This is a genomic window from Phytohabitans sp. LJ34 (assembly GCF_052068095.1).
Taxonomy (GTDB): Bacteria; Actinomycetota; Actinomycetes; order Mycobacteriales; family Micromonosporaceae; genus Phytohabitans.
In genome coordinates this window covers 374,256-389,281 of sequence record NZ_JBQHDG010000002.1, presented here as the reverse complement: position 1 = coordinate 389,281, position 15,026 = coordinate 374,256, and the positions used below count along the sequence as shown (strand labels likewise).

The 15,026-nt window shown below is 71.8% G+C and carries 11 protein-coding genes; 5 read left to right on the top strand and 6 right to left on the bottom strand.

Annotation, left to right across the window (positions count from 1 at the left end):
- The first annotated feature begins 115 nt into the window (after nt 1–115).
- Nucleotides 116–1,387: a vanadium-dependent haloperoxidase gene (locus tag ACTMTJ_RS04760; protein ID WP_441214813.1), complete on the top strand. Its 1,272-nt coding sequence runs from the start codon at nt 116–118 to the stop codon at nt 1,385–1,387.
- 133 nt (nt 1,388–1,520) lie between these two features.
- The gene (locus ACTMTJ_RS04755) at nt 1,521–1,928 is read left to right on the top strand and encodes a hypothetical protein (protein ID WP_441214812.1); all 408 of its coding nucleotides are present in this window, start codon (nt 1,521–1,523) and stop codon (nt 1,926–1,928) included.
- Here the strand turns inward: ACTMTJ_RS04755 and ACTMTJ_RS04750 are convergent.
- The 6 genes from ACTMTJ_RS04750 to ACTMTJ_RS04725 all read right to left on the bottom strand — a co-directional run bounded on the left by ACTMTJ_RS04750 (nt 1,925) and on the right by ACTMTJ_RS04725 (nt 9,462).
- Complete coding sequence (locus ACTMTJ_RS04750) at nt 1,925–2,830, bottom strand: lysophospholipid acyltransferase family protein (RefSeq protein ID WP_441214957.1); 906 nt, start codon at nt 2,828–2,830, stop codon at nt 1,925–1,927. The two genes, ACTMTJ_RS04755 and ACTMTJ_RS04750, sit on opposite strands and share 4 nt — an antisense overlap.
- A gap of 22 nt (nt 2,831–2,852) precedes the next feature.
- Nucleotides 2,853–4,430, bottom strand: a complete 1,578-nt coding sequence (locus tag ACTMTJ_RS04745) for a lactate racemase domain-containing protein (protein WP_441214811.1) — start codon at nt 4,428–4,430, stop codon at nt 2,853–2,855.
- A 13-nt stretch (nt 4,431–4,443) separates the two neighbouring features.
- Nucleotides 4,444–5,637 carry a zinc-dependent alcohol dehydrogenase gene (locus tag ACTMTJ_RS04740; RefSeq protein WP_441214810.1) on the bottom strand — a complete coding sequence of 398 codons (1,194 nt, stop codon included), beginning with the start codon at nt 5,635–5,637 and terminating at the stop codon, nt 4,444–4,446.
- Nucleotides 5,634–7,898 (bottom strand): HAD-IB family hydrolase, encoded by a 2,265-nt coding sequence (locus tag ACTMTJ_RS04735; protein WP_441214809.1) that lies wholly within the window; start codon nt 7,896–7,898, stop codon nt 5,634–5,636. Before ACTMTJ_RS04735 ends, ACTMTJ_RS04740 begins: the two co-directional genes overlap by 4 nt.
- A gap of 121 nt (nt 7,899–8,019) precedes the next feature.
- The gene (locus tag ACTMTJ_RS04730) at nt 8,020–8,784 is read right to left on the bottom strand and encodes a hypothetical protein (RefSeq protein ID WP_441214808.1); all 765 of its coding nucleotides are present in this window, start codon (nt 8,782–8,784) and stop codon (nt 8,020–8,022) included.
- A 63-nt stretch (nt 8,785–8,847) separates the two neighbouring features.
- Nucleotides 8,848–9,462 (bottom strand): TetR/AcrR family transcriptional regulator, encoded by a 615-nt coding sequence (locus tag ACTMTJ_RS04725; protein ID WP_441214807.1) that lies wholly within the window; start codon nt 9,460–9,462, stop codon nt 8,848–8,850.
- A 630-nt stretch (nt 9,463–10,092) separates the two neighbouring features.
- Here ACTMTJ_RS04725 and ACTMTJ_RS04720 point away from each other — a divergent pair.
- From ACTMTJ_RS04720 to treZ, 3 genes are read left to right on the top strand one after another with little or no spacing between them, the layout of a single operon-like run.
- On the top strand, nt 10,093–11,355 hold the full coding sequence (locus tag ACTMTJ_RS04720) for a glycosyltransferase family 4 protein (RefSeq protein ID WP_441214956.1): 1,263 nt from the start codon (nt 10,093–10,095) through the stop codon (nt 11,353–11,355).
- Nucleotides 11,352–13,205 (top strand): 1,4-alpha-glucan branching protein GlgB, encoded by a 1,854-nt coding sequence (glgB, locus tag ACTMTJ_RS04715; protein ID WP_441214806.1) that lies wholly within the window; start codon nt 11,352–11,354, stop codon nt 13,203–13,205. Before ACTMTJ_RS04720 ends, glgB begins: the two co-directional genes overlap by 4 nt.
- A 29-nt stretch (nt 13,206–13,234) precedes the next feature.
- A complete protein-coding gene (gene treZ / locus ACTMTJ_RS04710) occupies nt 13,235–14,956 on the top strand; it encodes a malto-oligosyltrehalose trehalohydrolase (RefSeq protein WP_441214805.1) in 1,722 nt (573 codons plus the stop codon).
- Nucleotides 14,957–15,026: the final 70 nt, after the last annotated feature.

Here is a 15,026-nt window from a genome sequence, read left to right as displayed (position 1 = left end):
GCGCGATCGGTCAAAGTCCGCAACGGAGCGGATGTCGTCGAGTCGAGTCTTGGACAGTCGGGTAGACGCGCCCCGGGTACCGGAGAAGATTCGGGCCCGCAAAGGGGGGCTCGACATGCGTACCGTAACCAGCGCGATCTGCCTGTTCTTCCTGTCGCTCGTGCCGGCGGCGCCCGCCGCGGCGTCGTCGCACGTCGCCGCCGATCCGGGCGTCGTCGCGGAGTGGAACGCGATCGCCGTCACCACACTCGCGGGGGATACCACCAAGTCGCCACTGGAGACCGGGCTCTATCTGGGGTTCGTACACGCGGCCGTCTACAACGCCGTCGTCGGCATAGAGGGGCGGTACGAGCCCTACCGCTTCCACGCCCGCGCGCCGCGCCACGCCTCGTCGCAGGCGGCGGCGGTCGCGGCCGCGCACAAGGTCCTTGTGACGTACTCGCCGTCCGCGCGGGCGGCGCTCGACGCGGCGTACGCCGACTCGCTCGCCCGGGTTCCCGACGGCCGGGCGGAGCGCCGCGGCGTGGCGTTCGGCGAGCTGGCCGCGGACGTGCTGATCGCGCAGCGGGTCGGCGACGGGCGCAACGCGCCGGTGACGTTCACCCGCGCGCCGGCGCCCGGTGTCTGGCGCCCGACGCCGCCGGGGATGCTGCCGTTCGCGGTCCCGTGGATGGGCGGTGTGCGGCCGCTGATGGTCCACAGTGGAGCGCAGTTCGGCACGCCCGGGCCGCCGCCGGCGCTGACCTCGGCCCGCTACGCGCGCGAGTTCGAGGAGGTGAAGGCGACCGGCTCGGCCGGCTCGACGGTGCGGACCGCGGCGCAGACGGCCACCGCGCTGTTCTTCTCCGGCAACGCGTTCGTCCAGTACAACGCGGCCGTGCGCAGCCAGGCGGCGCTGCGCGGCACCGACATCGCGGACACCGCGCGGCTGTTCGCGGCCGTCGACATGAGCATCGCGGACGCGGTCATCTCGGTGTGGCACTCGAAGTTCCGCTACGGCTTCTGGCGGCCGATCACCGCGATCGCGCTCGCCGACACCGACGGCAACCCCGCGACGACCGCCGACCCGGCCTGGACGCCGCTGCTGGTGACACCGCCGTACCCGGAGTACGTGAGCGGCTACTCGGGCGTCACCGGGGCGTTCAGCCGGGCCTTGGCCGAGGCGACGGGTAGCCGGCACCTGCGCCTCGACCTCACCTCGACCGCGGTGCCGGGCGTCACCCGCCACTACGACTCGGAGCGCGGCCTCAACGGTGACGTGATCGACGCGCGGGTGTGGCTGGGCATCCACTTCCGCGGCGCGGACACGCGTGGCGTCCGGATGGGTCAGGAGGTCGCCGACTGGAGCCTCGACCGCTACCTGCGGCCCACCGGCCACCGCGGTTGAACCGACCCCGAAGTTCACGCGCCGCACCGCGCACTTTCCCCGGGCGCCCAGCTGGGCTGGGTGCCCTCGGCGGCGCGGGTGTACACGGCCACGCTCACGCTGACGCTTGCGTGACGGCGCTAGCGTCCGTGCTGTGAACCGGTTCCTGCGCATGTTCGTCGGGTCGGGCCGGCTGCCCGAGCAGCTGCGGGCCGAGCTCGCCCGCACCGACGTCATCCTGCTGGAGGAGGGGCTGAGCGGCTCGGTCACCTACCGGAACTACCGGGCGCCGGGCCGGCGGTCGAACTGGCGCAAGGACGCCGCGGCCGGCGCGGTCGCCGTCACCGCCAACCGCCTGCTGGTGTGGGCCGGCCACTTCAAGCACATCGACGTGCCGCTCGACCACCCGGTCCGGGCGACCATCGAGGTGGCGGCCGAGCGGCCGGACCGGGTGTGCTTCGCGTACGACGCCGGGACGACCAACCCCGCCAAGTCCGGCCGCGTGGAGGTACGCCTGCGCACCCCGCACGCGGAGCGGATCGCCCAGATCCTGGCGCGCTAGTCGTCCCAGGCGGGTTTCGGGGCCTTGGCGCCCAGCGGGCGGGTCGACTCCCAGGTGCGCCGCCACGAGCCGGCCGGAAACTGCTGGCCGCTGGGCAGCGCCAGCTCGCCCTTGGCCTGGGCGCGCAGCGAGCCGTACCAGCCCAGCTCCTCCTCGGCCCACAGCTGGGCGATCGAGTCGGCCATGCGGGCGTTGAACGCGCGGGCGCCCTCGCCGGCCTGCGGGTGCAGCGGCGTGCCGTAGCGGACGACCACGCGGGCCCGGCCGGGGATCGGCCAGTTGCGGCCGCGGGGCATGGCGGCGTACGTGCCGCGCAGGCCGATCGGCACCATCGGCACGCCCTGCGTCACGCACAGGTGGGCGGCGCCCAGCCGCAGCGGGGACATCCAGCCGTCTTCGCTGCGGGTGCCCTCCGGGAAGAGCAGCAGGCTCCAGCCGCGGGCCAGCAGCATCGGCGCGAGACTGCGCAGCCGGCGCGAGCGGTGCCGCTCGACCGGGAACGCGTTGAACACCAGCGCCGTCACGACCGCGCGCACGCGGGCGTCGAAGAAGTAGTCGGCCGCCGCGCCGACCGCGACGCGCTCGCCCAGGTGGCGGGGGAGCGAGCCGAGGATCAGCGGGGTGTCGAGGTGGCTGCTGTGGTTGGCGACGAACACCACCGGGCCCTTCAGCCCGGCCAGCCGGTCGCGCCCCTGTACCTCAGGGCGGGTCTGGCTCCACGTCAGCGGCGTGAGCACGCCGCGCTGGAGCGCCCGCCGCGCGGACTGCGCCACCGGCGTCCGCGCCCACCCGGTGGGGAACTCGCGGGGCGGCTCCGGCGGCTCGTGCGCGACCGCCGAACGAGGTGTGCGCGAACGCCCGCGCCAGTCACGCCCCCCGGTGAGGGTGCGGATCTCCTTCATCAGGCCCACGAAGAGAACCCCTTCACCGTACGTCCGCCATCGTCAGCGGCGGGGCGTGCAGGTAGTTGATGGTCGGTGAACCGCCGACCCGCTCGCGCGCCATCTCCAGCGCGTCGTCCAAAGTGGAGGCCGAGCGGAAGCCCATGCGCGCCGTGGTCTTCCGGTCGCCGCCGACGAAGATGACGTCGCCGAGGTGCTCCATCGCGTGCGCGCCCCAGTACCACATGTAGAGCGGGTGCACGCCGTGGTACGCGTAGCTGTTGCGGTACAGGTGGGTGTACCACGGGTCGGTGGCGAACTGCTCCTCGAACTTCGTCTCGATGGCCACCGGGTCGGTGGTTTCGGCGAGCACCTCTTCGAAGAAGTCGATGTAGCTGGGGTGGTGCACCGGGTGGAACTCGTTGCGCACCGGGTGGTAGTAGATGGCCACGCCGCCGGGGCGGACGATCGGCTGGTTGCGGTACAGGTTGAAGAAGTAGCCGAGCCCGAGCGACATCACCAGGATCGGGTTCATGATCGAGTTGACGTTGTACGGGCAGATGTACGGCAGGCCCCAGATGCCGATGTCGGCCGGACCGTCCACTTCGGTCAGCTGCTGCCGCAGGACGTTGCGCATGGTGACCTCGTGCACCTGGATCGGATCGCCCGCGGTGACCGACGTGATGCCGTACGGCGAGGCGGTCTTGTGCCAGATCTGCCGGCGCCGCTTGGGCGGGGCGAGGTCGTTGGCCCGCTTGAACGCCAGGTAGGCCGCCTGGTCCTTGAGCGTCCACTCCCACTCGCGCTTGTTGAGGAAGCTGACGTAGTCGGGAAACGTGTCGTTGTTGACCGTCGTCTCGATCTGGAAGATGTTGAGGCTGTCGCCGAGCAGGCCGGCCATGCGGTCGTACGAGTGGTGCATGGCCGAGTTGGCCGGGTCGTTGAACGAGCGCGAGTGCCGCAGCGTGTGCACGTTGTGGTGGTGCTTGAGGCTGCGGTACGAGGCGAGCCCCACCGACACCGACTTCGGGCCGCCGCTCATCGCGGTCAGCGACACGTTGACGTACACGATGAGGTCGCTCTCCGCCGCGCGGCGGTTGATCTCGACGACCTCGCCGTGCTTGGTCTGGCCGATCTCGGTGAGGTTGGCCCTGTCCTCCGCGTCGTGGTTGCGCAGGTGGCGGGGGAAAAAGGAGCGGTAGACCCGCTCGCCGACCGTGCGCTTGAGCTCGGCCGGCGTCATCCGGCGGTGCAGCGCGTTGCCGGCGATCAGCTCGACGTCGTCGACGCCCTTGGCCGCGGCCATCTCCAGCACGTGCTCGATCACCCGCTGGCGGATGTCCGGCGTGCGCATCGGCGGCAGCGGGATCGACAGGTCGTCGAAGACGATCGTCAGCTTCATGCCCGCGTAGAGCAGCTCGCGCAGCGGCTCGCGGCCGAGCGGGTTGTCCAGCGCGCGGCGGATCTCGCCGTCGACGTCGCGCAGCCCGGGCAGCGACTCCGGCGGGTAGATGACCCGGCTGCCCAGCGGCAGCTTCTCCAGGCGGAACCCCTCGCCCTCGTGCATCAGCAACGCGGGCGTGCGTTCGTCCACTTCGAGGACGAATCCGGGCCTACTCATTATCAGGGTCCCCCTATTGGTCCTTGGTCGGGTCGAACGCCACTTTGATCGTGCCCAGCCGCCCCGAGGAGCTGGCGTGGCCGATCGCGTCCCGCCACCGGGACAGCGGGTAGACGGCGTCGACGTAGCCGGTCAGCGGCGCGGACCTCGCGAGCGCCATCGCGTCCGGGAAGTCGTTGCCGCCCGAGGCGTACGCCCCGACGATGTTGAGCTCACGGAACCAGGCCGGCGTGAGGTCGACGCTGGAGTTGGGCATGCCCGACAACAGCACGGTACCGCCGGCCCGGACCACCCGCAGCGCGGTGTCCAGGCCGGAGCCCGACGTGCAGTCGAACGCGATGTCGGTGCCGCCCAGCAGGAACTCCGCCCCCTGCTCGGGCCGGGCCAGGAAGCCGCCGGTGGCGCGCCGCAGCGCCCGCGCCGCGCGGTCGGACGAGAGCACCTCGGTGGCGCCCATCTCGCGGGCCCGCTCGCGCTGGTGGCCGTACCGGGCGATCACGTAGATCGGGCCGGCCTTCGTGTACTCGCGCAGCGCGAGCGTGGTGAACAGCCCCACCGTGCCGGCGCCGACGACGAGCACGCTCGCGCCGTCCGGGATCGGGACGCGGCGCACCGAGTGGACCGCGCAGGCGAGCGGCTCGACCAGCACGGCTCGCTCGTCGTCGAGCTCGTCGGGCACCTTGTGCAGCTGGCTGCCGTGCGCCACGAACATGCGGCTCCACCCGCCGCCGGTGTCCGCGCAGAAGCCGGTCTGAAGCCCCGCCGACACCAGCCCGGAGGTGATGTGGTCGCAGCGGCTGTGCTGGTCGGCCGCGCAGCCGGGGCAGATCTCCACCGCGCGGGGCCGGCAGCCGAGCACCGGGTCGAGCACCACCCGGCTGCCCTTCGGCAGGTCGGGCAGCGCGTCCAGCGTCTCGCCGACCACCTCGTGCCCGGGTGTGAAGGGCAACGAGATCATGGCGCTGAGGTACGGCGAGTTGCGCCCGGTCAGCAGGCCCAGGTCGGAGCCGCAGATGCCGGACAGCAGCGGTTTGACCCGGGTCCAGCCCGGCCCGGGCAGGCGCGGCTCGGGCCGGTTGACCAGCCGCACCGGCGACATGTTGGCCGCCCACCAGCCGGCGGCGCGGCCGGTGGCGATCGTGCCGGTGGCGGTGCGCGCCGTGATGTAGCGGATCGGCGAGCGGTGGTACTCGAGATTCAGGTTCACGGGACCGTCTCCAGGAAGGCGTCGCCGGCCGCCAGGGTGTACGCCTTCCACTGCGCCACCGCCCAGCGGCGGGACTTGGCGTGGCGGTACAGGTGCGGGTCGGGGTTGACCGCCACCGGGTTGCCCACCGCCTCCAGCAGCGGCCGGTCCGAGTAGCTGTCGCCGTACGCGTAGCTGGCCGGCAGGTCGGCGCCGGCGTGCTCCGCGTAGCGCCGCAGCCAGGCCGCGCGCGCCTCGCCGACCAGGGGCGGCGCCTCCAGGAAGCCGGAGTAGCGCCCGTCGCGCATGTGCAGCCGGCTGGCCACCACCTCGTCGAACAGGCCGGCGATCGGCTGGACGAGGACGTCGACGGTACCCGTGATGAGGATCGTGCGGTGACCGGCCGCGCGGTGCTTGCGCACCTGGCGGATCGCTTCCGGGTGGGAGCGGCGCAGCAGCGCGTCGCCGAGCCGGTCGTGCACGATGCGGGCGAGGCCGGCCTCGTCGGCGCCCGCGTACCGCCGCATGAACGTGCGCAGGAACTCGCCCCGGTCGCGCCGCTCGGCCGCCAGGTAGCGGGGGAGCTTGCGGACCAGGTCGGCGAGCTCGCCCGGCCAGCCGGAGCGGGGCAGGTCGCAGAGGCGGGCCAGCAGGTACGTCTCGATCACGTTGGACGCGACGAGCGTGCCCTCCAGGTCGAAGACCGCCACCACGTCGCCGCCGTTGGGCGACCGCTTGAGCGGCGGCAGCGCGTTGCTGCTGGTGCGCCGCCCGCTGGTCGCCTTGCGCATCGTGGCGGTGATCGCCGGGTAGTGCACCTCCTGTAGGTAGTGGTGCCAGTCGATGACCGCGGCGTCGAAGCCGTGCTTCTCGACCCGCTCGGCCGGCAGCGACCGGTGCAGGGCGAGCAGCTTGTTGTCGGTGTAGATGACCTCGGCCTCGGTGTAGACGCCGTACAAGTCGGCGTACTTGCGCAGGAAGTCGAGCTGGTCCTGCTGCCGGGTCAGGTCGTCCTGCCACCGCCGGGTGCGCCTGTTGGCCGGGGCGGACAGCAGCGCCTTCTGCGCCACGGACAGGACCCGCTCGCCGGTGCGCAGCTGCCGCTCGACCCGCCGCGCGCCGGGGAACGTCCACTCCGGCACCTTGATCTGGCCGCGGCCGCCGTCGGGCATCGGGTGGTCGGTGAAGTACTCCTTCACGCTGTCGTACATCGCCCGGAACGTCAGCGGGTTACGGGCGCCGGAGCCCACGTGGTAGTACGCCGGCTCGTCCACCGGCGGGGGAGCGGCGGCGACCGCCAGGGTCGCGTTGACCACGATGTCGACCGGGATCACGTCGAGCGCGCCGTCGGGCAGGCCGGGAAACTCCGGCAGGATGCCCCGGCCGAACGCGAGGATCAGCGGGTCGGCCATCTTGAAGCCGTCGATCCAGCCGGGGAACGGGTGGCGCAGCGAGCTCTCCACGATCGCCGGCCGCACCACCGACAGCGGCATCACGCCGGTCAGCGTCTCCTCGGCCACCCGCTCGCCGAGCGCCTTCGTGAACGTGTACACGTCGGGCCAGCCGACGCTCTGCGCGCGCAGCCGCCCGTACTCGACGAGCTGCTTTTCCACCCACTCGACCCGCCGCTCCTCGGCGGCGGTCGCAGTGCTCCGCGGCCCGGACTTGCCGTGGTCTTTGCGGGCGTCCGCGATCGCCCGCTTGAGCACCGCGGGGCGCCGCGAGTCCCACTCCACGCTCTCCCGGGCCGCGAATGCGGCCGGCAGCTCGACCCGCCAGTCGGCGTCGTGGTCCAGCGACCGCTCGGGTACGACGCCCTTGCGCGCCCCGGCCACGTACGCCGTGGAGACGTGCACGACGTGCGGGGTGGCGCCGCCGGCCTTGACCGCCTCGTAGAGGTCGATCACGCCCTGCACGTTGGTGCGGAAGGCGTCGTCGATCGGCGGGTCGAAGGAGACCGTCGAGGCGGCGTGGATCACCGCGTCGATGTCGGCGGGCAGGGTCACGTCGGTGCTGCCCAGCTCGCCGTCGACGACGCTGACCCGCTCCGCGACGATGGCCGCGGCCGCCTCCGCGCCGACCGCCTCCCGCCACCTGGCGAAGACCGGCCGCTTGAGCAGCGTCCTGAGCCGGTCGGCGCCGGACGAGCTGCCCCGCCGCCGGATCAGCAGCGTTACCCGCGTCTCCGGGTAGCTCGACAGCAGCTTTTCCAGCAACGCCTGACCGAGGAACCCGGTGCCGCCGGTCAGGAGGATGTGCTGACCCCGCAGGTGCTCGCTCACGCTGTCTCCTGGTTCGCTCGCTCGCGCGGCGCTGAAGGCGACGTCTTCCTCCGCCACCCCGAAACCCCGACTTCGTCGGCGGGGAGGCTCCGTCCAGACGCCGCCGCGCCAGCTCGCTCGCTCACGCTGTGGCGACCCGGACGCCGAACGCGCGCACGGCCTTCGAGACGAGGCTCAGCCCTTCCTGGCCGGGAAGCTTGTCGACCTTCTGGTCGAGCATCCTCACCATCTTGTTGCCCCCTTCGCCGCCGAGCAGGTAGTTGAGGACGAAACGCGTCTCGGCCTTCGGCGTGATCGTGGAGCCGACCGGGGCCCAGAACTTGCGCAGCGCGAACCGGGTGATCCGTTGCGCTTTCCGGCTCTTGGCCAGTCGCTCGCGGGCCTCGGACATGTAGAACGCCAAGTGTCGGCTCTCCTGTTGCTGGATACGCTGCAAAATCTTCGTCAGCGTCGCATGCTGTTCAAGCTCGATCAACCTGCCGTAGGCGGCGTGTGCCGACCACTCGTTGACCGCGCCCCACGTCATGTGCGTGGCGATGAAGTCCTCACCGAGAACGGCCGCGGTGAGGCACTGGGTGATCGGTGCGATCACGTTTCCCTTGAAGCCCTGCGCCACCCGCACCGCGCGGTGCCGCGGCAGCCCGTTGATCTCCGCGTGCACGTCGAGGATCTTGTCGATGACGTCGCCGTGCCAGTACTCCTCGAAGTTCCACATCGTGAGGAACGCGGTGATCCGAGGGTTCTGGTGGGAGGGGGTGACCAGCAGGTCGCGCAGGTAGCAGACGGTGTGCGTCTCGACATCGGTCATGTAGTGCAGGACGCGGATGGCCTCGGCGCTGAGGGGCTTGTCGCGGAAGTCGTCGAAGTCGATGTCGTCGACGCTCACCGCTTTCGCTGTCTGTTTGTAATGGTCGAGGTCAAAGGACATGACGGCCGGCCTCCGAGGGGGTCAAGTTACGGCGCGCAGGTAGAGCTCGACCACCTGGTCGAGCCGCTTGCGATTCGGAACGAGGACCTCGCCCGGACGGGCCAGCCCATCGAGAAAGACGAAGGTCATCATCGGGCCGATGAAGAGCCGGGTGGCGAGGTCGAGGTCGACGTCGCGGATCACACCCGCCTCCCGGGCCCGGTCCAGCACGGCCTCCACTCGCGCGAGGAAGCGTGCCGGCACGGTCTCCCGCCAGATCGTCAGCAGCCCTGGCGTGGTGGCCATCTCCGCGATGAAGATGCGGAACAGGGCCAGGTAGTCGTCGCTCATGAGGTGGCTGACCATCACCCAGGCCACCTCGGAGAGCACGTCGCGCAGGTGCTCCCGGTCGGTGACCGTGCGGTCGGCCAGCAGTGGTGCCCGCTCGTCGAGCGAGGCGACGATGCCGCCCAGCACGTCGACGAGCAGGTCTTCCTTGCTGCGGAAGTAGACGTACAAGGTCTGCTTGGACACGCCGGCGCAGGCCGCGACGTGGTCCATGCTCGTGCCCGAGACGCCCGACTCGAGGAACGCGGCGAGGGCACCCTGGCGGATCTGCTCCCGCTTGGCCTGGGCTCGCCGCGAGTCGAGCTCCACGAGACACCCCCATGCCCCCCGTCGGCGCCCTGACCTGGGCCCCGCTTCAAACCAAACTGTTCAGTTTGATTCGAAGTGATGCTGTCATGCCGTCCCGCACACATCAAGGGCGACCCCCGTCACACGCGCACCGGCGCGTAGGGCGGCGGGAGTCAGCAGCCGGTGCCGCAGGGCGTCGCGAGCCAGGAAGATCTTGCCGGCCAAGGCGGCCGGGCGCCCGGGGAGGGCGGGGCATCCACTCAGGTTCGCCCGTGCGGTGACGCGGCGCCGCCCCGGTGTGACGTGGGCGGGTGGGCTGAGACACATCAATGGCTGATCAGAGGGCGTCCGGGGTGTCGTCGCTCACCTTTACACGCCCTCGGAATGCGGGCGTAACACGGATGCTTTTTCCTATACGTGGCCGCTCGGCCACAAAACAAGCTTCGAACGCACTGCCGCCACAGGCGCCGGCTGGCGTACCCCCATGCCTGATTCACGTAGAAGGAGATGAGAGTGACCCTGCGGGTCGACCCCACCGACGGCGCCTACCGTCCCTCCCCGACAGTTCCCACCCAGCAGGCCCGGAACAACACCTTCCCGCAGACCCCCAGCCGCAGCGGCAGTGCTCCTGACGGGCGCCGCCGGATCCTGATGCTCTCCTGGGAGTACCCGCCGGTCCTGGTGGGTGGCCTCGGGCGGCACGTGCACCACCTCTCGACCGCCCTGGCCGCCGCCGGCCACGAGGTCACCGTCGTCACCCGCCACGCGCCCGGCGCTCCCCTCGAGGAGTACGCCGAGGGCGTGCGGATCGTCCGCGCACCCGAGGACCCACCGGTGTTCCCGCTGGCCACGCCCTCGCTGCTGGCCTGGACGATGGCGTTCAACCACACGCTGACCCGGGCCGCGCTGCGCGCCGCGGAGTCCGGCGAGTACGACGTGATCCACGCGCACGACTGGCTGGTCACGCACACCGCGATGACCCTCAAGGAGCACCTGGACCTGCCGCTCGTGGCGACCATCCACGCCACCGAGGCCGGCCGGCACCAGGGCTGGCTCCCCGAGGAGATGAACAAGGCGATCCACTCCGTCGAGTGGTGGCTCGGCCAGGAGGCGACCCGCGTGGTCGTCTGCTCCGACTACATGAAGTGGGAGGTCAACCGCCTGTTCGACCTGCCCATGGAGCGGCTCGACGTGGTGGCCAACGGGGTCGAGACCGACCGCTGGCAGGTTCCTGCCGACGCGGTCGCCAACGCGCGCCGGCGGTTCGCCGGTGACGGGCCGCTGCTCACCTTCGCCGGCCGCCTGGTGTACGAGAAGGGCGTGCAGGATCTGATCGCCAGCCTGCCCAAGCTGCGCGACCGGCACCCGGGCCTGCGCCTGGTGATCGCCGGCGACGGCCCCTACAAGCAGGAGCTGGAGGCGGACATCCACCGCCACGGCCTGAGCCAGACGGTGACGTTCCCGGGGTTCCTGGGCGGCACCGACCTGCCGGCGCTGATCGCCGCGTCCGACGTGTTCACGGTGCCGAGCATCTACGAGCCGTTCGGCATGGTGGCGCTGGAGGGCGCGGCGGCGGGTGCGCCCCTCGCCGTGGCCTCGACCGGTGGCCTCGCGGAGTTCGTCACGCCCGGGTTCAACGGCATGACGTTCCCGGCCAAGGACCCGGACGCGATCGCCGACGCGGTCGGCACGCTGCTGGCCGACGCCGAGCAGGCCCGCACGATGGCCAACCGCGCCCGCGCGATGGTCAGCGAGCGCTACGGCTGGGCCTCGATCGCGGCCCGCACCGCGGCCGTCTACTCCTCGGCGATCGCGCAGGCGCCGGCGTTCAACGCCGCGCAGGCCGAGGCCCGCATGGCGCAGGGGCGTCCGGCGATCAACATCCGCGAGGGCAACCTGTTGGCGGTGGCATGACCACGGCACTGAGTACTCTCTCCCGGATCAGCGACTTCGATCTTTTCCTCATCGGCCAGGGCCGGCACGAGCGGCTCTGGGAGGTGCTGGGCGCGCACGTGCGGGGTGCCGGGACGCGGTTCGCGGTCTGGGCCCCCAACGCGCGGGAGGTACAGGTCGCCGGCGACTTCACCGGCTGGGAGGGCGTCCCACTGGAGCGGCTCGGTTCGAGCGGCGTCTGGTCCGGGTACGTCGACGGCGCGGCGGCCGGCCACCGGTACAAGTTCAAGGTCCACGGCGCCGACGGCCGCTGGGTCGACAAGGCCGACCCGCTCGCGCGGGCGACCGAGGCGCCGCCGCTGACCGCGTCGGTGATCGAGGAGTCGGCCTACGACTGGGGCGACGGCGCGTGGGTCGACGGGCGCCGCACCGACCACCACGCCCGGCCGATGTCCGTGTACGAGGTGCACCTCGGCTCGTGGCGCCCGGGTCTGTCCTACGTGGAGCTGGCCGACCAGCTCGTGGCGTACGTGACCGACCTCGGCTTCACACACGTCGAGCTGCTCCCGGTGGCCGAGCACCCGTACGGCGGCTCGTGGGGCTACCAGGTGACCGGCTACTACGCGCCGACGGCCCGGTTCGGGTCGCCGGACGAGTTCCGCTACCTGGTCGACCGGCTGCACCAGGCCGGCGTCGGCGTGCTGCTCGACTGGGTGCCGGCGCACTTCCCGAAGGACGAGTGGGCTCTGGCCCGCTTCGATGGCACCTGCCTGTACGAGCACCCGGACCCGCGGCGGGGCGAGCACCCCGACTGGGGCTCGCTGGTGTTCAACTACGGCCGGTGGGAGGTGCGCAACTTCCTGGTCGCCAACGCGCTGTACTGGCTGGAGGAGTTCCACATCGACGGCCTGCGGGTCGACGCGGTCGCCTCGATGCTGTACCTGGACTACTCGCGCGGCCACGGCCAGTGGGAGCCCAACGCGTACGGCGGGCGGGAGCACCTGGAGGCCATCGACCTGCTCAAGGAGCTCAACGCCACGGTCTACCGCAACCACCCCGGCGTGGTGATGATCGCCGAGGAGTCGACCGCGTACCCCGGGGTTTCCCGGCCGGTCGACTGGGGCGGCCTGGGCTTCGGCCTGAAGTGGAACATGGGCTGGATGCACGACACGCTCGGCTACGTCGGCCGCGACCCGGTGCACCGCACGTACCACCACGACGAGCTGACCTGGCCGAGCGTGTACGCGTTCGACGAGCAGTTCCTGCTGCCGATCAGCCACGACGAGGTGGTGCACGGCAAGGGTTCGCTGGTCGGCAAGATGCCCGGCGACCGGTGGCAGAAGCTGGCCGGGCTGCGCGGCTTCCTGGCGTACATGTGGGCGTTCCCGGGCAAGCAGCTGCTCTTCATGGGCTGCGAGCTGGCCGACGAGCGGGAGTGGAGCGAGGCCCGCGGGCTCGACTGGTCCCTCACCGGTGAGGGCACCCCCGGCCTGCTCCGCGACCTCAACCGGGTCTACCGGGAGTCGCCGGCGCTGTGGGCGAAGGACACCGATCCGGCCGGTTTCGGCTGGATCCGCCACGACGACCGGGCCTCGAACATGGTGTCCTTCCTGCGCCACGCCGACGGCGAGACGCTCGCCTGCGTGGTCAACTTCTCTGGGGTGCCGCGGGTCGGCTACCAGGTCGGGCTGCCCGAGGGCGGCCGCTGGGAAGAGGTCGTCAACACCGACGCGCACGTGTACGGCGGGTCGGGCGTGGGCAACTTCGGCGGCGTCGAGGCGGACGGCCCGGCACGGGACGGCCACGACCAGTCGGCCGAGGTCCACGTCGGCCCCTACGCCGCGGTGTGGCTCCGCCGCAAATCAGGATAAAAAACACCCGAGCGGGCACGATAGAGCTCATGGCCGAGCTTGCCGTGTGGGCGCCCGAGCGATCCCGGGTGCGCGCGCGCCTGGACGGCGGGCGGGAGGTCGACCTCACCCGGGGTGAAGACGGTTGGTGGCGGACAACGGCGTCCGTCACCGACTACTCGTTTCTGCTGGACGACGGCGACGAGCCGCTGCCCGACCCGCGCTCACCCTGGCAGCCGTACGGCGTGCACGGGCCCAGCCGGGTCTACGACCACGCCGCCTTCCCGTGGACCGACGCCGACTGGACCGGCCGCGCCCTGCCCGGCGGCGTGCTGTACGAGCTGCACGTCGGCACGTTCACGCCGGAGGGCACGTTCGACGCGGCGGTCACCCGGCTCGACCACCTCGTCGACCTGGGCGTCACCGCGGTCGAGCTGCTGCCGGTCAACGCGTTCAACGGCACGCACGGCTGGGGCTACGACGGCGTCTGCTGGTACGCGCCGCACGAGGTGTACGGCGGGCCGGACGGTCTCAAGCGCCTCGTCGACGCCTGCCACGCGCGCGGACTCGCCGTGATCGTCGACGCGGTGTACAACCACTTCGGCCCCTCCGGCGCGTACGCCCCGCGCTTCGCGCCCTACCTGGCCGAGGGCGGCAACAGCTGGGGCCGTTCGCTCAACCTCGACGGGCCGCACTCCGACGGCGTGCGGCGGTACGTGATCGACAGCGCGCTGGCGTGGCTGCGCGACTACCACGCCGACGGGCTGCGGCTGGACGCGGTGCACGCGCTGGTCGACCACCGGGCGGTACACCTGCTGGAAGAGCTGGCCGCCGAGGTGGACGCGCTCGCCGCGCACGCCGGACGCCCGCTCACGCTGATCGCCGAGTCGGACCTCAACGACCCGCGCCTGGTCACGCCCCGCGAGGCCGGTGGATACGGCCTGCACGCGCAGTGGGACGACGACGTGCACCACGCGCTGCATGCGCTGCTGACCGGGGAGCGGCAGGGCTACTACGCCGACTTCGGCTCGGCCGAGAGCGTGACGAAGGTCCTCACCAGCGCCTTCTTCCACGACGGCACCTGGTCGAGCTTCCGGCGGCGGACCCACGGGCGGCCGGTCGACCGGGCCAGGACGCCCGGACACCGCTTCGTCGCCTACCTCCAGAACCACGACCAGATCGGAAACCGGGCGACCGGTGACCGGATCAGCGACACGCTGAGCCCGGCCCTGCTCAAAGTCGGCGCGGTGCTGCTCTTCACCGCCCCGTTCACGCCGATGCTCTTCATGGGCGAGGAGTGGGGCGCGCGTACCCCGTGGCAGTTCTTCGCCAGCCACCCCGAGCCGGAGCTGGCCGCGGCGGTGGCCGGCGGGCGGCGCCAGGAGTTCGCCGCGCACGGCTGGCTGAGCGCGGACGTGCCGGATCCGCGGGACCCGCTGACGTTCTCCCGCTCCCGCCTCGACTGGGCCGAGCTGGACAAGCCGGCCCACCGCGAGCTGTACGACTTCCATCGCGCGCTGATCGCCCTGCGTAAGAGCCGCCCGGACCTCGCCGACCCGCGGCTGGACCGGGTCGAGGCGTGGCCGGGGGACCGGTCGCTGGTGATCCGCCGCGGGTCCACGGCGGTCGTCGCCAACCTCGCCCCGCGTCCCCAGCGGCTCTTGCTGCCGGCCGCCGCCCGTTCCGTCCTACTTGTCACGGACCCGGCCGTGTCGGTCGGCGGCGAGATCGCCGATCTCCCCGCGGAGTCGGCCGCCGTCATCGGGATCTGACACGGGGGAGCGGGGCATCCGCCCGGCGGGTGCCACCGGTATCCTCCAACGGTCCTCCCGGGCGTTCGAT